Here is a 17,307-nt window from a genome sequence, read left to right as displayed (position 1 = left end):
CGTGTTGCGAGGATTGCGGGGCGGCCTAGCGGGCGAGACTAGCAACGCGCTTCGGAGCTGTCTTGATGTGTGTTGCATACAGCGTCAGACCGGTGAAGGTAAGGCCGCCAATGAGGTTGCCGAGCACGGTCGGAATCTCGTTCCAGATGATGTAATCCATGATCGTGAACTTGCCGCCGAGCATCAGGCCGGCAGGGAACAGGAACATGTTGACGATCGAGTGCTCGAACGTCATCGCGAAGAAGACCATGACCGGCATCCACATCGCGATGACTTTGCCGCTGACGGTCGTTGAGATCATCGCGCCGACCACGCCGGTTGAGACCATCCAGTTGCAGAGCATGCCGCGAATGAACAGCGTTAGCATGCCGGCTGCGCCATACTGCGCATAGCCGAGCGTGCGGCCTTCGCCGATATGGCCGATCACCTGACCCACCTTGTCCGGCGGCGTCGAGAAGCCGAAGGTAAACACGATAGACATCATGATAGCGACGATGATCGCGCCCATGAAATTGCCGATGAAGACGAGCCCCCAATTGCGCAGTACGCCGCCTACAGTGACGCCGGGGCGCTTATCAAGCAATGCCAGGGGCGTCAGCACGAAGACGCCGGTGAGCAGGTCGAAGCCGAGCAGATAGAGCATACAGAAGCCGACCGGGAAGAGGATCGCGCCGATGATCGGATAGCCTGTTTGCACCGTGACGGTGACGGCGAACACCGCGGCGAGTGCCAGGATAGCGCCGGCCATGAAGGCGCGGATGATGGTGTCGCGTGTGGACATGAAGATCTTGGATTCGCCGGCATCCACCATCTTTGTCACGAATTCTGAAGGGACGAGATAGGCCATTACTTGGAAACTTTCCTTGGAGCGGGGTTGGTTGATGGGCGTGCACCTATGGGGCGGCGGCGACGCTCATATTCAGATAGATGCGGCCATTCTCGAGCTTGACCGGGAAGCTGCGCGCGCAGCCCTTGTCAGCACCCCAGGCTTCGCCATCATCGAGATTGATAATCCAGTTGTGCAGCGGGCAAGCGACCTTGCGGCCGTGTACGATGCCTTCGCTGAGTGGACCGCCCTTGTGCGGGCAGCGATTTTCCAGCGCAAACACCTCGTCGCTGGCGGTGCGGAATACCGCGATCTCGCGCCGCGGAGTCTTGACCGTGCGCGCGCCGCGTTGCGGGATCGCGCGCAGCGGGCCGACGTCGAACCAGAAGTCGTTGGATGGAACCATTGTCATGTTCATTCTGCCGGGACGGCTATAATCGAGTTGAGTGTTGCGAGCGGCGTAAATTCATGCTGTTCGCGGCCGGCGGCGCGTTCGGCCCAGGGATCCCTGCGGACCGCGCGCTGTGATTTCTCGAAGCGCGCCAGCAGCGCGCGACGGTTGTCGGCATCATCCATGATCGCCGCGCGTACCTTGTCGAGGCCGGCATTTTCGACCCACTTCCAGACGCGTTCGAGATAGCCCGCTTCCTCGCGGTACATCTGCATGAAGGCAGCGATGTATTCGATCGCCTCGTCCTCCGTATCGACATGGCCAAGCAGATCGGTCTGTCGGACGTGCAGGCCCGCCGCACCGGCGATGTGGATGTCGTAGCCGGATTCGACGCAGATCACGCCGATGTCCTTCACCGTGGATTCCGCGCAGTTGCGCGGGCAGCCGGATACGCCGAGCTTTACCTTCGCAGGCGCCCATGAGCCGCACATGAAACGTTCGAGCTTGACGCCGAGACCGGTCGAATCCTGCGTGCCGAAGCGGCACCATTCGGAGCCGACGCAGGTCTTCACCGTGCGCAGGCCCTTGGCATAGGCTGCGCCGGAGACGAGGCCCGCACTATTGAGCTGCGCCCACACCGCGGGCAGGTCTTCCTTGCGCACGCCCAGCAGATCGATGCGTTGGCCGCCGGTGACTTTCACCGTCGGAATCTTGAAGCGGTCGGCGACGTCGGCGATGGCGCGCAATTCGTCAGGAGTGGTCAGGCCGCCCCACATGCGCGGTACGACGGAGAAGGTGCCGTCTTTCTGGATGTTGGCGTGGACGCGCTCGTTGATGTAGCGCGACTGCGCATCATCGGCATATTCGCCCGGCCACGCGCAGAGTAGATAATAGTTCAGCGCCGGGCGGCAGGACGGACAGCCGCAAGAGGTTTTCCACGCCAGTTCCTGCATCACGGCGGGAACGGACTTCAACTCCTTCGAGAGAATGAAGCCACGGACTTCGCTATGGGTGAGGTCGGTGCATTTGCACATCGGCTTGCGGCCGGCGGCGGAGTAATTGTCGCCGAGCGTGGCCGTGAGCAGCGATTCCACCTTCGCCGTGCATTGGCCGCAGGAGGCCGATGCCTTGGTGCGGGCGCGCACATCGTCGAGGGTGGTGAGGCCGTGGGCGGTGATCGCCTGCGTGATCGCGCCCTTGCACACGCCGTTGCAGCCGCAGATTTCGGCATCGTCGGACAGCGCTGCGACAGCAGCGACCGGATCGAGGGCAACGCCGCCCTGATAGGCCTGGCCGAGGATCAGCGCGTTGCGCATGGCGCCGATATCGACGTTCTTTTTGAGGAGGTCGAAATACCACGAGCCGTCGGCCGTATCGCCATAGAGCACCGCGCCGATGATGCGGTCGTCGCGCAAGACGACACGCTTGTAGATGCCGCGGGCAGGATCGCGTAGCACGATCTCATCCTTGACGTCGCCTTCGGCGAAATCGCCGGCCGAGAACAGATCTACGCCGGTGACTTTCAGCTTGGTCGAGGTGGTCGAGCCGATATAGCCGTCCACGGTTTCGCCGGCGAGGGTCGCCGCGAGGGTCTTCGCCATGTCATACAGGGGCGCGACAAGGCCGTAGCACTGGCCGCGATGCTCGACGCATTCGCCGACCGCATAGATGTTGTCGTCGCTGGTCCGCAGATGATCGTCCACGACGATGCCGCGCTTGACGTTGAGGTCGGCTAGCTTGGCGAGTGCGGTGTTCGGGCGGATGCCGACCGCCATCACGACGAGATCGGCCGGTAGGGTCCGACCATCGTCGAGCCGGACTGACTCGACACATGTGTCACCGAGGATGGCTGCTGTGTTGGCTCCGGTCAGCACCTCGATGCCGCGCGCCTCGATCGCCTTTTGCAACAGATAAGCGGCATTGGGATCGAGTTGGCGCTCCATCAGTGTTGGCATTAGATGGACAACGGTTGTTGTCATGCCGCGCATGGCCAGGCCGGCTGCGGCCTCGAGGCCGAGCAAGCCGCCGCCGATGACGACAGCGTGGCAGCCCTTGCCGGCTGCATCGAGCATCAAGTTGACGTCGTCGAGATCGCGATAGGTGACGACGCCGGGCAGCTCCGCGCCGGGTACCGGAATGAGAATCGGCTTCGAGCCGGTTGCGATAATCAGCGTGTCATAAGCTTCGACCGCGCCGGACTGTGTAGTGACGGTTTTCGCAACGCGATCGATCGCGATGACGAGTTCGCCACGCCTGAGATCAACCTTGTTGGTTGCGTACCACTCATCGGTGTGGATCAGAATGTCGTCATATGCCTTCTCGCCGGAGAGCACCGGCGACAGCATGATGCGGTCGTAATTAACACGCGGCTCCGCGCCGAACACCACTACGTCGTAGCGGTCTGGTGCGCGTGCGAACAGCTCGTCCATGACGCGGCCGGCGGCCATGCCGTTGCCGAGGATGACGAGCTTCTGCTTCTTTGCGTTCGGTTGATCGAGCATGTGCAAACCTGTTTGGACCGCTGCCGATCGGAAACAGGAACTCGCTCACCAAGCCCGGTAGGGATGGAGTCACGATGACCGCTTCGCACCTGACAATCAGGAAGCGAGCTGTGTCCCTGCGCTTGAAACCAGCAGCGGTTTCAGCATCCGGCGGACGGCGGTCATCATTGACGTAGATATTATTAGCAAATGGCGTGCCAACGTATCTGTCGTCTAACATTCTGATTTTTCGAATATTTCTAAATGAGCTCGGCTGTCGCAGATCAATCGTGCCGCTAAAATGAGCGGCGTTACTGATTTTCTAGGCAGGTGATTAAATCTTGTGCGATGCGCTTCAGGTTCGAGATGGCTCCCGATCTGTGCAGACAACAGGTTCGAAGGCGGACGCGCGCTTGGCGAAGATCTCGTCAATTTATTGGTGGTTTGTTGCGGTAGTGAGCTGGCCGTTCTCGGCGCTCGGCCGGGCACGGCGACGCAGCACGTAAAGCGTGCCGAGGGCAGGGCGCCCTGCTTCGAGGCGCAGCTCGGAATTCTCCTTGCATACGATTTCGAAGTCCTTCGCGGCGCAGGTTTCGAAATATGTCTCGCTATGGGCGAACCTGCCTGACGAGAGCAGCGTGAAGTCGCCGTGACCCGCGCCCTCGATGCTTGCTGCGAAGAAGCCGCCCGCAGGGAGCGCGCACGCAATCAGGCCGATGAGTTCGTCCAGCCGGCCGAGATAGATCAGAAGATCGGCAGCGAAGACGAGATCGAAGCTGCGCGGGCTGTCCGCGAGATAGCTCACGACATCGGCCTTGATAAGGTCGTGATAGGCGTTCCGCCGTGTTGCGATGGCGAGCATCTTCTCCGACAGGTCGATGCCGGTCAGTCGCGCGCCGAACCGCCCGAGTGGCTCTGCAGCCAACCCCGTTCCGCAGCCGAGATCCAGAATGGTCGCAAGTGTCGGTCGGCAGGACGCAATCATATCGGCGAGTTGCTGCGGCACCTTGTAGCCAAGAATGTCCACAAGCTTGCTGTCGAAGCCCTCGGCGAATTCGTTGAAATGCGCCTCCACATAGGCTGCCGGTGCGCGATCATGTGTCTGTCCACCGACGGCATCCAGCAAGTAGCGCTGCACGGGATCGTCCGGCTGGCCTTCCAGTCGCAGATGTCCGACCGTGGCAGCGGCTTCATGCATGCCATAGGCGCTGAACAGCGCGAATGCGGTGCGCAAGACCTCATCCAATGGCTCGGTCTCTTGTCCGGCAAGTGCCGGGTAGCGGGTGATTGCGCCCTGAATGTCGCCGTCCAGCATCGAAGCAAAGGTACGCGCGCGGGCGTAGAGACGCAGCGTCACGCCTTCCAGCGGCACAAATCCGTTTGCGATCGTCAAGGCATCGGCGCTCTCGCCAAACCGGCCGGCCATGTAGAAGGCCTGTCCGAGGCAAAGATGCGTGACCGCGTCGATGCCGCCCCAGGATAGTGCACGTTGCAGATGCACGATCGCCTGCTCGGGACGGTGGGAGCCGAGATACAGCACGCCCAGGCCGAGATGAGCGTCGCCAAGCGAGGCATCGCCGGACAGAGCGCGCAGATAGGCCGCTTCAGCATCATCGATACGCTGCAGCCGGTAGGCGAGGCTCGCATATTGCAGCCATGTCGTCGCGTGGTCCGGATCGATGGCGAGCGCGCGCAACGCACTTGCTTCCGCCAGTTCGTCGCGACCGCTCAATTGATAGTCCGTCGCGAGCTCACGCCAGGCGGTGACGTCCGTCGGCATCAGTGCAAGTGCAGCAAAAAGCGCGTCGATAGCGACGTCATGCTGGCCATGGTTGCGGTTGATCGTTGCAAACTGCCGCAGCACAGAACATGCGTTGTCGGATTGCTCCATCAGCAGCGCGAAGACGGCGTGCTCCTTCATCCAGCGATCGATCTGATCGGCGGCGTGCTGGGCGTCCGGAAGTGCGAGCGTAGTGGAATCCATCGAGTCAGTCAGGAAAGTCGAATCCGAAGTTGTGCACTATGCTGCTTCTGCTCAATGCGCGCCGCGAAAACAAGGTAGCGATTGTGCCGCAGAGGTTGTGTTTCTGATATCAGGTTGCGCGATGCGTAGTCGTCTAAGGTCGCATCATCTGATCTGTTGCCGCGGGTTCCAATCCGTATAAGCTGTCCTGAAAGAAAAACGACCACTGGGCGGAAATGAAATGGAGGAGGCGCGGTGAAATCACCCGTCGTAAAGCGATCAATCGTTGTCGCCGGACACAAGACAAGCGTCAGCCTCGAAGAGGCGTTCTGGACGGCGCTGAAGGAGATCGCCGGCATGCGCCGGATCACGATGTCGCAGCTCGTCGGCGAGATCGACAAGAACCGACAGCAGAACAACCTGTCCTCGGCGATCAGGCTTTACGCGCTGGCCCATTACCAGGCCCTCGTCCCGCAGTCCGGGCTGTCGTAGGCGTCCGGTAAGCCCTGCGGCGGACCGGCTGGCGGCAAGGCGCATCTGCGCCTACATTCGGTCCAGCCACTTCCACATCAGTCAGGGCCTCTGCATGACCGTTCACCAGCGCAATTTGTCCACCCCCATCGATCCCGTGAAGCTCGACCGTCTGGCCGAAGTCGCCGTGAAAGTTGGGCTGCAACTTGCGCCGGGGCAGGATCTGCTGCTGACCGGCCCCGCCGCGGCGCTGCCGCTGGTGCGCAAAATCGCTGAACATGCCTACAAGGCCGGCGCAGGCCTGGTGACGCCGTTTTTCTCCGATGAAGAGATGACGTTGGCGCGCTATCGCTACGGTCACGATGTGTCGTTCGATCGCGCCGCCGGCTGGCTCTATGAGGGAATGGCAAAAGCGCTCGGCAACAACACGGCGCGCCTCGCCATCGTCGGCGACAATCCGATGCTGCTGTCCAACGAAGACCCCGCCAAGGTGTCGCGCGCCAGCAAGGCGAATTCCATCGCCTATCAGCCGGCGCTGCAGAAGATCGCCGGCTTCGACATCAACTGGAATATCATCGCTTATCCCACGCTGTCCTGGGCCAAGCAGGTGTTTCCCGGCGATGAGGACGACGTTGCCGTACAGAAGCTTGCGGATGCGATCTTCGCGGCGTCGCGCGTCGACAATGCCGATCCCATTGCCGCCTGGGCCAAGCACAATGCTGCGTTGCGCAGCCGCACCGAATGGCTGAACGCGCAGCGCTTCCGCGCGCTGCATTTCACCGGGCCGGGCACCGATCTCGTGGTGGGTCTTGCCGACGGCCATGAATGGGAAGGCGGCGCGTCGACCGCCAAGAACGGCATCATCTGCAACGCCAATATCCCGACCGAGGAAGTCTTCACGACGCCGCATGCCGCGCGTGTCAACGGCCATGTCCGATCAACCAAGCCGCTATCCTATCAGGGCACACTGATCGACAACATCGCGGTGCGCTTCGAGGACGGCAAGATCGTCGAGGCGAAGGCCTCACGCGGCGAGGAAGTGCTCAACAAGGTGCTCGACACCGACGAAGGCTCGCGTCGGCTCGGCGAAGTGGCGCTGGTGCCGCATTCGTCGCCGATCTCGGCGAGTGGCCTCTTGTTCTACAACACGCTGTTCGACGAGAATGCCGCCTGCCACATTGCGCTCGGCCAGTGCTATTCGAAGTGCTTCGTCAATGGCGGCGATCTCACGCCCGAGCAGATCGCGGCGCAGGGCGGCAACAAGAGCTTCATCCATATCGACTGGATGATCGGCTCCGGCGAGATTGACATCGACGGCGTCGACACCGACGGCCGTCGCGTGCCGGTGTTCCGCAAGGGCGAGTGGGCGTAACGCTGCAGCTATGATCTGAACGGGCGCGGAAACTGAGTCTTCAAATCTATGGCCCAGCCCCACCGCGTCGGCTTTCTCCTGATCGACGGCTTCGCGCTGATGTCCTTCGCCTCGGCGATCGAACCGCTGCGCGCCGCCAATGTGCTGGCCGGCAAGAAACTGTATCAGTGGCTGCAGATCTCGACCGGCGCCGACGCGATCCTGGCGTCGAACGGATTGTCGGTGGCGTCCGATCACACCATTGCCGACAGCGTGCGTTACGACACGGTGCTGGTTTGTGCCGGCGGCAATCCCGCTGGTTTCGATGATGCCAAGACGCTGGCGTGGCTACGTCGCCTCGCGCGCTCGGGCTGCGCCATCGGCGGCGTCTCCGGTGGGCCGTTCATTCTGGCCAAGGCCGGCATACTCGATGGCGTTCGCTGCACGATCCATTGGGAGCATCTCGATGCATTCATCGAGGCCTTTCCCGAGATCGAGCCGACGCGTACGCTGTTCGAGATCGATAGCAACCGGCTCACCTGCGCCGGTGGTGTCGCCGCGCTCGACATGATGCATGCCATCATCCGCCGCGATCACGGCCAGGCACTGGCAGCGAAAGTCAGTGACTGGTTTCTGCAAACCGCCGTGCGTCTCGGCGACGACAGCCAGCGCATTTCATTGCGCGAGCGCCTCGGCACCAGCAATCGCGCCGTGCTCTCGGCGATCACCGTGATGGAACGGCGTCTGGCCAGCCCTGCGCCGCGCGACGAGCTGGCGAAGGCGGCCGGTGTGTCCGTGCGCCAGCTCGAGCGGCTGTTCACCGCGCATCTCGGCGTAACCATCGAGCAGCATTACCTGACCCTGCGTCTCGCCAAGGCCCGCGCGCTGTTGCAGCAGACCAGCATGCCGGTGGTCGAGGTCTCGGCCGAATGCGGCTTCGCCAGCGCCAGCCATTTCGCACGGATGTATCGGCGGGCCTTCGACGTGCCACCGTCGCAGGACCGGATGCCGGGGAAGAGCAAAGCGAAGTGAGGCCTAGCTCCGCCGCGGATAAATAATCACAGACAGATACGTCATCGGTGCTTTCACGAGTTCCTCAGGCCCGTGCCGCGCGGCGGCGTCGAAGAACAGCGTGTCGCCGGGCTCCATCAGATAGGTCTGGTCGGCATGGCGATAGCGCACCTTGCCTGTCAGCATGTAGATCATCTCGACACCGGCGTGACGGAAGTTACTATAGGCCTCGGCATCCTCGTTCAGCGTGATCAGATAGGGCTCGACGCCGAGCTCGCCGTGGATCGACTGGCCGAGCAGTTGATAGTGATGACCGGACTTGGTGCCGCGGCGTTCGATCTTGACGCCTGTGCCGGCCTTCACGAAAGAGCAATCGCGCTCTTCCTCGGTCTCGCGAAAGAATCTGGAGATCGGCACGTTGAGCGCTTTCGAGAGTGCATTCAACGTCCCCAGCGATGCGGAGATGCTGCCGGTCTCGATCTTCGACAACATGCCGGTCGAGATGCCCGCCGATGTGCTGAGCTCGGCCACTGTCAGCTCCAGCTCCTTGCGGAGCTGCCGCACTTCATTGCCGATCTTGGATTCCAGGGAGCCACCGACTTCCAGCGGCGCGTTCGAACCGGTGCGCAGCTCCTCCAGCTTTGAGCGGGCGGGCGATGATTTCGTTTTCTTCGGTTTCACTTTCACGATGGCGTTTCCTGCAGCGTTGATTTCCCGACAATAGCAATATTTCTTGTCAGGAAAACTATTTTCTCTGTGGTTGACATGGCGGTTTTGTTTCGGGCAAGGTCCACGCGCATTCAACGAGCGAGACGCGAGCCATGTGCGGCATTGCCGGTCTGTTTCTGAAAGATCAAAAGCTGGCCCCCGAATTAGGCGGGTTGCTCTCCGGCATGCTGGAAGCGCTGAGCGATCGCGGCCCTGACTCTGCAGGCTTTGCTGTTTATGGCGACGGCGATGCCGGACAGATCAAGCTGACGCTGCGCGCTGCGCCGTCGTTCGATTTTGCTGAACTGATGGCATCGCTTGGTAAAATCGCCGGCGCACCGATTTCGTATCAGGTGCACGATACCCACGCCGTCATCAGCGTTCCCACCGATCGCGAGGCTGCTGTCGCATCTGTGCTCCTCGGCATGAAAGACGTCGACATGGTTGCGCGCGGCAAGCGCATGGCTGTGTTCAAGGAAGTCGGTCTGCCCGCTGACGTGGCCAAGCGCTTCGGTCTGAACGCGATGGCCGGCACCCATGCCGTCGGCCACACCCGCATGGCGACTGAGTCCGCAGTGACCACCAATGGCGCGCACCCCTTCACCACGGGCACGGACCAGTGCCTCGTGCATAACGGTTCGTTGTCGAACCACAATGACGTTCGCCGCGAGTTGATCCGCCAGGGCATGACGTTCCGCACCGAAAACGATTCCGAAGTGGCCGCCGGCTATATCAGCTCGCAGATGGCGGCAGGCGCATCGCTGCAGGATGCAATGACCTCGTCACTCTCCGCGCTGGATGGTTTCTACACATTCGTGATCGGCACCGAGTCCGGATTCGGTGTGCTGCGCGATCCCATTGCCTGCAAGCCAGCCGTGATGGCCGAGACCGATCGCTGGGTCGCCTTCGGCACCGAATATCGTGCGCTGGTCGATCTGCCGGGAATCGACGTCGCCAAGGTCTGGGAGCCCGAACCCGCCAAAGTTTATTTGTGGGAGCGGCACTGATGCCTTCGGTTGATCTTGCGTCCTCGCCGCTGCGCGAACTCAACAGCGCGCTGCATGCGCTGACTGATAACACCAACGCGACGCACTGGACCGTCAGCAATCCGCGCGGCCAGCACAATATCGCGGTCGGTCTCGATTTTCCGGTCGAGATCGAGATCGACGGACACGTCGGCTATTACTGCGCCGGTATGAACAAGCAGGCGCGCGTCACCGTGCGCGGCAATGCCGGGCAGGGTGTCGCCGAAAACATGATGTCGGGCCGCGTCCATGTCACGGGCGATGCCTCGCAGGCTGCTGGCGCCAGCGGCAATGGTGGCCTGCTGGTGATCGACGGCAATGCGTCCGCGCGTTGCGGCATCTCCATGAAGGGCATCGATATCGTCGTGAAGGGCTCGGTCGGCCATCTCTCCGCCTTCATGGCGCAGGCCGGCAAGCTCGTGGTGCTCGGCGATGCCGGCGAGGCACTCGGCGATTCCATCTATGAGGCGCAGCTCTTCGTGCGCGGCTCCGTCGCCAGCCTTGGTGCGGATTGCATCGAGAAGCCGCTCAAGGACGAACACAAGACCGAGTTGAGGCGGCTGCTCGATGAAGCCGGCGTCGAAGGCGTCAGCCCCGACGAGTTCAAGCGCTACGGCTCGGCGCGTAAGCTCTATCACTTCCACATCGATAACGTCGGATCATACTGATGAGCGCGCAAGACCGCTGGATCCATACGCCGCCGCGCAAGTCCGCGACCTTCGATGATGCAGCCATTGCGGAAATTCGCCGTGCGGCCGCGACCGGCATCTATGACATCCGCGGCGCCGGCGCCAAGCGCAAGCTGCCGCATTTCGACGATCTGCTGTTTCTTGGCGCCTCGATCAGCCGCTATCCCCTCGAAGGTTACCGGGAGAAATGCGCCACCGATGTCGTCATCGGCGCGCGTTTCGCCAAGAAGCCGATTCATCTGAAGATTCCAATCACCATCGCTGGCATGAGCTTCGGTGCGCTGTCCGGTCCCGCCAAGGAAGCGCTCGGTCGCGGCGCATCGGCGGTCGGCACATCCACCACCACAGGCGACGGCGGCATGACGCCGGAAGAGCGTGGTCATTCCGATCTGCTCGTCTATCAGGTGCTGCCGTCGCGTTACGGCATGAATCCGGACGACCTGCGTAAGGCCGATGCAATTGAAGTCGTGGTCGGGCAGGGCGCCAAGCCCGGTGGCGGCGGCATGTTGCTCGGCCAGAAGATTACCGAGCGCGTCGCCGGCATGCGCCGTCTGCCCGTCGGCATCGACCAGCGCTCGGCGTGCCGGCATCCGGACTGGACCGGGCCCGACGATCTCGAAATCAAGATCCAGGAACTGCGCGAGATCACCGACTGGAATATCCCCATTTACGTGAAGGTCGGTGCCTCACGCCCGTATTACGATATCGCGCTCGCGGTGAAATCCGGCGCCGATGCCATCGTGCTCGACGGCATGCAGGGCGGGACGGCTGCGACGCAGGATGTGTTCATCGAGAATGTCGGCCTGCCGACGATGTGCGCGATCCCGCCTGCGGTGAAGGCGCTGCAGGATCTCGGCATGCATCGCAAGGTGCAGCTCATCGTCTCCGGCGGCATCCGTAATGGCGCTGATGTGGCCAAGTGTCTTGCGCTTGGCGCGGATGCGGTGGCGATCGGCACGGCCGCGCTGATCGCGCTCGGCGATAATGATCCGGCGCTGGAAGCCGAGTACCAGAAGCTCGGCACCACCGCCGGCGCCTATGATGACTGGCATGAAGGCCGCGATCCCGCTGGCATCACCACGCAGGATCCTTTGCTGGCCGCGCGGCTCGATCCCGTGATCGCCGGCCGCAAGCTCGCAAACTATCTCTCTGTGATGACGCTGGAAGCGCAGACCATCGCACGCGCTTGCGGCAAGAGCCACGTCCACAATCTCGAACCGGAAGATCTGGTGGCGCTGACAATGGAGTCGGCGGCCATGGCGAGGGTCCCTCTCGCGGGAACGAACTGGATTCCCGGCAGCAATATCTAACGAGCCATTATGGCTGGATGATCTTCGGAGCGCGTGTCAATGACGACCTGGACCGAACTAGCCAAGCAACACGATCTCAAATATTTCCTCATCGCCTTCGTCGATCTGTTCGGCGGCATGCGCGCCAAGCTGGTGCCGGCGACCGCGATGGACGGCGTCGCCAAGTCCGGAGCGGGCTTTGCCGGTTTCGCGGCATGGTTCGACATGACTCCAGCCGACCCCGATGTCCTCGTGATGCCGGACATGGATACGCTGACGCTGCTGCCATGGAAGCCCGGCGTCGCCTGGGTCACCGGGGATCTTTATATGGGCGGCAAGCCCGTGGCGCAGAATCCGCGTCAGGTGCTGAAAGGCCTCATTGCTAAGGCGGCGGGGCAAGGCGTCGAACTCAAGACCGGCGTCGAATGCGAGTATTTTCTGATCTCACCAGATGGCACCGCGATTTCCGATCCGGCAGATCAGCAGAGCAAACCATGCTACGACCAGCAGGCGCTGATGCGGCGCTACGAGATCGTCGCCGAAATCTGTGATGCGATGATTGCGCTCGGCTGGAAGCCCTATCAGAACGATCATGAAGACGCCAACGGCCAGTTCGAGATGAACTGGGAGTTCGACACCGCGCTGAAGACCGCCGATCGCCACGCGTTCTTTAAGTTTATGGTCAAGTCGATTGCCGAAAAGCACGGCTACAAGGCGACCTTCATGCCGAAGCCGTTTGCCAATCTCACTGGCAACGGCTGCCACGTCCATGCGTCACTATGGTCGACCAAGGACGGCTCGAACGTGTTCGAGGACGAGAGCGGCGAGTTGGGTCTCTCGAAGACGGCCTATCACTTCATCGGCGGCCTCGTTCATTCGGCCGAAGCGGTTTGCGCTATCACCAATCCCACGGTGAATTCCTACAAGCGCATCAATGCGCCGCGCACGCTCTCCGGCGCGACGTGGTCGCCGAATACGGTGACCTACGGCGGCAACAACCGGACGCATATGATCCGCATTCCCGATGCTGGTCGTTTTGAATTCCGTCTGCCCGACGGCGCGGTCAATCCGTATCTGCTGCCTGCGGCGCTGTTGGCCGCCGGCCTCGACGGCATGGCCAACAGCCGCGATCCCGGCCCGCGCCTCGACATCAATATGTATACGGAAGGCGCGAAGGCGCCGAAGGCAAAGCAGCTGCCGCTGAACCTGCTCGATGCATTGCGCGCGCTCGAAGCGTCCGCGGTGTTGAAGGATCAACTCGGCGAGGTCGTGGTCGGATCGTATCTCAAGCTCAAACACAGCGACTGGAATGAGCACTGCCGTCAGCTCACCGAATGGGAGCGGCAGACGACTTTGGATTGCTGATACCGCACGTTCGTCGAAATTGCGTGCTATGAGTTCTGCCTCAGGAGCGTCATTGGGTTGACGCAACGTTGTCGCAGGATCATTTCGCACCATGACGACCGGCGTCAGCGCGTTTTACGACGGCATTTCAATATTTTACGGTTTCGACCGGGTGATGGACCCGGCTTTGTACATGCCGCTGCCGGATGACTGGATCATCGGCGTCGCCGATATCGTGGAATCCACCAAGGCCATCGCCGAACAGCGCTACAAGGCCGTCAACATGGCCGGCGCTGCCGTCATCGCGGCCGTGACCAATGCGCTGGACGGCCGCGAATTCCCGTTCGTGTTCGGCGGCGATGGCGCGAGCTTCGCAGTCTCACCGGACGATCTCGATCGCGCCCGCGGGGCTTTGGCGGCGACGGCGACCTGGGTGAAGCACGATCTCGATCTCGTGATGCGGGTGGCCCTGGTCCCGATCAAGGACATCCGTGCGCAGGGGCCGGACGTGCGCGTGGCGCGCTTCGGTCCATCGAAGAATGTGTCCTATGCGATGTTTTCCGGTGGCGGATTGGGCTGGGCAGAGGCCGCGATGAAGCGCGGCGAATTCGCGGTGACGCCGGCACCTGTCGGGACCTATCCCGATCTCTCCGGGCTCTCATGTCGTTTCGAGGAAATTCCATCGGCGCACGGTTTGATCCTGTCGGTGCTGGTGACGGCCGCAGCGGGCGCCGAGCCATCCGCATTTCGCCGCGTCATCGAAGACATTATCGCGCTGGTCGAACGCAGTCCAAATGCGGGCCGTCCCGTACCCGCAGGCGGTCCCGCGATGACGTGGCCGCCCGCGGGTCTCGGCTACGAAATCCGAGCTGGCCGCGGCGCGAAATCGCTTTCGCGCTTTCGTATCTGGGTGACGACGCGAACGCTGTTCGTTTTTGTGTTGATGCGTTTTGGCATTAGCGTCGGCGGCTTCGTGCCGAAGACCTATGTGCAGCAGTTGGTCGAGAACTCGGATTTCCGCAAATATGATGACAGCCTGCGCATGATTCTGGATTGCACGCCGGATCTCGAACGCGCGCTGGAGCAGCGTCTTGTTGCGGCGGGCTCGGAAGGAACGGTGCGCTATGGCCTGCATCGGCAGGATGCGGCGATGATGACGTGTTTCACGCCGTCAGCCATCCGCAGCGATCACGTTCATTTCATCGACGGCGCGCGCGGCGGTTATGCCTCGGCGGCCACCGCGTTGAAGGCCATGTCAGTCTGAGAGAAGCGAACTGAGTTACCGGCCGACGCGGGTCCAGTTCTCGCCACCGCAGAATGCGCCGACACAGCCTTCGACCTTCAGCGTGTTAGGGCCGACCAGCGCCACGTTGCTGGTATAGATCTTCCCGTCATCGGCATTATAGATCCGGCCCGACCACGTGTTCGCTCCGGTAGGGCGCATATCGTAGAACAGGTGAACACCGATCATCGAACGTTTAGCCAGCGCGGGATCGGGATTCTTGTCGTCGATCGGCGGCTTGCCGGTCTGCGGATCGATCTTGTCACGCAGCGAGACGATGGTGCCGCACAGGATGGTGCCGCATTTGCTGACCCGCACTTGCGCATCGCCGGCCTGGGTCTGCCAGACGCCCGTCGCTTCGCCGCCCGATTGGGCTTGGGCAGCAGAACCTGCAACCACTGCACCCAGCAATGCGATCATAACGATGAATCTGGCGGCCATACGCGTCTCCTCGGATCAGGCGGTCTGCATAACAAGAAATGGGATTTGTGCAATGCCGCGGCGATGCGTTTGAGACTACTCAGCGACTCAAATGATCATGATCGATTCAATTTGACGCAGTTCACTCAAGCCGATCGGCACAGGTCACCATGGCAATCCGCAGAGGTCCATTTCGCCTTCATGGGGCGCACGTTTCAGGTAGGAGACTAGTGGCGTCATGATATCGAAACGCACGCGTTCGTCGTGCTGTTCGGCATAAACCTCGCCGATGAACGGCTTCCAGTTGCGGCGCGTGTAAAAATCCACATTGTGCGGTTCGCAGAACAGCAGCGCAAAATCGGTGGCGCGTTCGTCTTTTAGCGTATGCAATGCTGCGGTCAGGGCCACGCTGGCCAGACCACGCCGGCGATAGTCCGGGTGTGTCACCATGCCGCCGATGCCGCCAATCCGCGTCTTGCGATCCTTCCATATGCCTTCGCGCCGATACAGGCCGACATGGCAGACCGGCTGTCCGTCGTCCTCCACGATGACCCGCAATTCGGGATAGGCGAAGACCACGTGTCCCCAGGGCAGTTTCTCGACCGCCTCGCGCGGCCAAACCAGGTCGAACAGCGGTTTGACGCTCGGCCATGAGGCATCGCCGGTCACAATCTCGATTTCGATGCTCATTTCGGTCGCCACCTCTGCGCTTTGTGCAGCCCTTATAGGTCGGTCCGAGGGTAGTAAACCTGTCGAATCCAGTGCTTATCTGAGAATAATATTCTAGGGGTCAAGGAAACGTTGGAATGACTGAGGCGGAGCTCTCCAAATACCAGCGCTGGGCGATTTTGGCCGGCGCGGCGACGCTGCTCAGCCTGGCCATGGGCATGCGCCAGAGCTTCGGCTTGTTTCAACCCTCGATTCTGCGCGACACCGCCATCACCACGGCCGATTTCTCGCTGGCCACGGCTTTGCAGAATGTGATCTGGGGCATCTCGCAGCCATTCATCGGCGCCATCGCCGATCGTTTTGGCACCCGTCACGTGATGATCACCGGCGTTTTGATTTATGCGGCCGGCCTTGTCTTTATGATGGTCGCGACCACGCCGCTGGTTTTCACCCTGGGCGCCGGCCTGTGTGTCGGCCTCGCGCTGTCCTGCACGGCATCGAGCATGACCATGACGGTGGCCTCGCGCTCGGTGTCCGCTGCCAAGCGCAGCGTCACCATGGGTGCTGTGTCGGCCGCCGGTTCGCTCGGTCTCGTCATCGCGTCGCCGCTGGCGCAGACGCTGATCTCGACGGCGGGCTGGCAAGTGGCGCTGATCGGCTTTCTCGGCCTCGCAGCGGTGATGCTCCCCGCTGCGCTGTTTGCCGGTCAGTCCGACAAGATCGAACGCGCACCGGCGGATGAGCTGCAGCAATCTTTGGGAGAAGTGGTGCAGTCCGCACTCGGTCATTCCGGTTATATCGTGCTGGCGTTGTCGTTCTTTGTCTGCGGCCTGCAGCTCGTATTCATCACCACGCATCTGCCGAATTATCTGGCGATCTGCGGCCTCGACGCGTCGCTTGGCGCCACCGCGCTAGCAATAGTCGGTCTGTTCAATGTGTTTGGCTCCTATGCCTTTGGCTGGCTTGGCGGCCGTTATCCGAAGCAGATTTTGCTCGGCGGAATTTACATCGTTCGCTCGTTGGCGCTCGCCACTTATTTCTATTTTCCGGCGACGCCGACCACGACCATGGTCTTCGCAGCCGTGCTGGGATCGCTGTGGCTCGGCGTGGTCCCGCTGGTGAACGGCCTCGTCGCGCAGCTGTTCGGGTTGCGCTTCATGGCGACACTCACCGGCATCGCCTTCCTCAGCCATCAGGCAGGATCTTTCCTCGGCGCCTGGGGCGGTGGCATGATCTTCTCGCATCTCGGCAATTATGATCGCGCCTGGCAATTCGCCGTCGTGATCGGGATGATCGCCGGATGCTTCCAGATGCTGATGAATGTGAAGCCGCCAGTGCGGCGCGATGCCGTCTCCGCCGCAATGCCGAGCGCGGCCTGATCGCGAAGC

The 17,307-nt window shown here is 61.7% G+C and carries 16 protein-coding genes; 9 read left to right on the top strand and 7 right to left on the bottom strand.

Translation table 11 applies throughout. From position 1 onward, the window contains the following. Nucleotides 1–25: 25 nt before the first annotated feature. From AC1DUY_RS07345 to AC1DUY_RS07330, 4 genes are all read right to left on the bottom strand, one after another. Entirely contained in the window at nt 26–847 is an 822-nt protein-coding gene (locus tag AC1DUY_RS07345) for a formate/nitrite transporter family protein (RefSeq protein WP_175367737.1), read from the bottom strand. A 46-nt stretch (nt 848–893) separates the two neighbouring features. Continuing rightward, a complete protein-coding gene (gene nirD / locus AC1DUY_RS07340; protein ID WP_478113302.1) occupies nt 894–1,238 on the bottom strand; it encodes a nitrite reductase small subunit NirD in 345 nt (114 codons plus the stop codon). Between the two features lie 2 nt (nt 1,239–1,240). Next, the gene (gene nirB, locus AC1DUY_RS07335) at nt 1,241–3,718 is read right to left on the bottom strand and encodes a nitrite reductase large subunit NirB (protein WP_478113300.1); all 2,478 of its coding nucleotides are present in this window, start codon (nt 3,716–3,718) and stop codon (nt 1,241–1,243) included. A gap of 412 nt (nt 3,719–4,130) precedes the next feature. After that, entirely contained in the window at nt 4,131–5,681 is a 1,551-nt protein-coding gene (locus tag AC1DUY_RS07330; RefSeq protein WP_478113298.1) for a methyltransferase domain-containing protein, read from the bottom strand. A 234-nt stretch (nt 5,682–5,915) separates the two neighbouring features. Here AC1DUY_RS07330 and AC1DUY_RS07325 point away from each other — a divergent pair, with 234 nt between their 5' ends. From AC1DUY_RS07325 to AC1DUY_RS07315, 3 genes are all read left to right on the top strand, one after another. Then, nucleotides 5,916–6,152, top strand: a complete 237-nt coding sequence (locus AC1DUY_RS07325; protein WP_089265762.1) for a ribbon-helix-helix domain-containing protein — start codon at nt 5,916–5,918, stop codon at nt 6,150–6,152. Nucleotides 6,153–6,246: 94 nt separating this feature from the next. Beyond that, complete coding sequence (locus AC1DUY_RS07320; RefSeq protein ID WP_478113296.1) at nt 6,247–7,503, top strand: aminopeptidase; 1,257 nt, start codon at nt 6,247–6,249, stop codon at nt 7,501–7,503. A 48-nt stretch (nt 7,504–7,551) separates the two neighbouring features. After that, nucleotides 7,552–8,514 carry a GlxA family transcriptional regulator gene (locus AC1DUY_RS07315; RefSeq protein WP_478113294.1) on the top strand — a complete coding sequence of 321 codons (963 nt, stop codon included), beginning with the start codon at nt 7,552–7,554 and terminating at the stop codon, nt 8,512–8,514. A gap of 3 nt (nt 8,515–8,517) precedes the next feature. On the opposite strand, the gene AC1DUY_RS07310 is transcribed toward AC1DUY_RS07315, so the two are convergent. Further along, nucleotides 8,518–9,174: a helix-turn-helix domain-containing protein gene (locus AC1DUY_RS07310; protein ID WP_176454660.1), complete on the bottom strand. Its 657-nt coding sequence runs from the start codon at nt 9,172–9,174 to the stop codon at nt 8,518–8,520. Between the two features lie 140 nt (nt 9,175–9,314). Between AC1DUY_RS07310 and AC1DUY_RS07305 the strand changes: the two genes are divergently transcribed. The 5 genes from AC1DUY_RS07305 to AC1DUY_RS07285 all read left to right on the top strand — a co-directional run bounded on the left by AC1DUY_RS07305 (nt 9,315) and on the right by AC1DUY_RS07285 (nt 14,812). Next, entirely contained in the window at nt 9,315–10,208 is an 894-nt protein-coding gene (locus AC1DUY_RS07305; protein WP_089265766.1) for a class II glutamine amidotransferase, read from the top strand. Further along, on the top strand, nt 10,208–10,894 hold the full coding sequence (locus AC1DUY_RS07300; RefSeq protein ID WP_089265767.1) for a GltB/FmdC/FwdC-like GXGXG domain-containing protein: 687 nt from the start codon (nt 10,208–10,210) through the stop codon (nt 10,892–10,894). The genes AC1DUY_RS07305 and AC1DUY_RS07300 overlap by 1 nt, the downstream gene beginning before the upstream one ends. Further along, the gene (locus AC1DUY_RS07295; RefSeq protein WP_089265768.1) at nt 10,894–12,225 is read left to right on the top strand and encodes an FMN-binding glutamate synthase family protein; all 1,332 of its coding nucleotides are present in this window, start codon (nt 10,894–10,896) and stop codon (nt 12,223–12,225) included. Before AC1DUY_RS07300 ends, AC1DUY_RS07295 begins: the two co-directional genes overlap by 1 nt. Before the next feature lie 39 nt (nt 12,226–12,264). Next, complete coding sequence (glnT, locus tag AC1DUY_RS07290; RefSeq protein WP_478113291.1) at nt 12,265–13,569, top strand: type III glutamate--ammonia ligase; 1,305 nt, start codon at nt 12,265–12,267, stop codon at nt 13,567–13,569. A gap of 91 nt (nt 13,570–13,660) precedes the next feature. Further along, nucleotides 13,661–14,812, top strand: a complete 1,152-nt coding sequence (locus AC1DUY_RS07285; protein WP_441230744.1) for a DUF3095 domain-containing protein — start codon at nt 13,661–13,663, stop codon at nt 14,810–14,812. 15 nt (nt 14,813–14,827) lie between these two features. On the opposite strand, the gene AC1DUY_RS07280 is transcribed toward AC1DUY_RS07285, so the two are convergent. Together AC1DUY_RS07280 and AC1DUY_RS07275 are read right to left on the bottom strand one after the other, a co-directional pair. Further along, complete coding sequence (locus AC1DUY_RS07280) at nt 14,828–15,271, bottom strand: DUF2147 domain-containing protein (RefSeq protein WP_478113288.1); 444 nt, start codon at nt 15,269–15,271, stop codon at nt 14,828–14,830. Between the two features lie 144 nt (nt 15,272–15,415). After that, complete coding sequence (locus AC1DUY_RS07275) at nt 15,416–15,940, bottom strand: GNAT family N-acetyltransferase (RefSeq protein WP_478113286.1); 525 nt, start codon at nt 15,938–15,940, stop codon at nt 15,416–15,418. Between the two features lie 116 nt (nt 15,941–16,056). Here AC1DUY_RS07275 and AC1DUY_RS07270 point away from each other — a divergent pair, with 116 nt between their 5' ends. Next, nucleotides 16,057–17,298: an MFS transporter gene (locus tag AC1DUY_RS07270; RefSeq protein ID WP_092145964.1), complete on the top strand. Its 1,242-nt coding sequence runs from the start codon at nt 16,057–16,059 to the stop codon at nt 17,296–17,298. The last annotated feature ends 9 nt before the right edge of the window (nt 17,299–17,307 follow it).

This window comes from Tardiphaga sp. P4_G1, assembly GCF_056401215.1.
The sequence above is the reverse complement of the archived record's forward strand: the minus strand, read 5'-3'. Positions and strand labels throughout refer to the sequence as shown.

Bases quoted from the DNA above. Each gene is read 5' to 3' on its own strand.
- nirD (WP_478113302.1), bottom strand. From the start codon at position 1,238: ATGACAATGGTTCCATCCAACGACTTCTGGTTCGACGTCGGCCCGCTG.
- glnT (WP_478113291.1), top strand. From the start codon at position 12,265: ATGACGACCTGGACCGAACTAGCCAAGCAACACGATCTCAAATATTTC.
- nirB (WP_478113300.1), bottom strand. From the start codon at position 3,718: ATGCTCGATCAACCGAACGCAAAGAAGCAGAAGCTCGTCATCCTCGGC.
- AC1DUY_RS07305 (WP_089265766.1), top strand. From the start codon at position 9,315: ATGTGCGGCATTGCCGGTCTGTTTCTGAAAGATCAAAAGCTGGCCCCC.
- AC1DUY_RS07275 (WP_478113286.1), bottom strand. From the start codon at position 15,940: ATGAGCATCGAAATCGAGATTGTGACCGGCGATGCCTCATGGCCGAGC.
- AC1DUY_RS07345 (WP_175367737.1), bottom strand. From the start codon at position 847: ATGGCCTATCTCGTCCCTTCAGAATTCGTGACAAAGATGGTGGATGCC.
- AC1DUY_RS07320 (WP_478113296.1), top strand. From the start codon at position 6,247: ATGACCGTTCACCAGCGCAATTTGTCCACCCCCATCGATCCCGTGAAG.
- AC1DUY_RS07280 (WP_478113288.1), bottom strand. From the start codon at position 15,271: ATGGCCGCCAGATTCATCGTTATGATCGCATTGCTGGGTGCAGTGGTT.
- AC1DUY_RS07295 (WP_089265768.1), top strand. From the start codon at position 10,894: ATGAGCGCGCAAGACCGCTGGATCCATACGCCGCCGCGCAAGTCCGCG.
- AC1DUY_RS07285 (WP_441230744.1), top strand. From the start codon at position 13,661: ATGACGACCGGCGTCAGCGCGTTTTACGACGGCATTTCAATATTTTAC.
- AC1DUY_RS07330 (WP_478113298.1), bottom strand. From the start codon at position 5,681: ATGGATTCCACTACGCTCGCACTTCCGGACGCCCAGCACGCCGCCGAT.
- AC1DUY_RS07270 (WP_092145964.1), top strand. From the start codon at position 16,057: ATGACTGAGGCGGAGCTCTCCAAATACCAGCGCTGGGCGATTTTGGCC.
- AC1DUY_RS07300 (WP_089265767.1), top strand. From the start codon at position 10,208: ATGCCTTCGGTTGATCTTGCGTCCTCGCCGCTGCGCGAACTCAACAGC.
- AC1DUY_RS07315 (WP_478113294.1), top strand. From the start codon at position 7,552: ATGGCCCAGCCCCACCGCGTCGGCTTTCTCCTGATCGACGGCTTCGCG.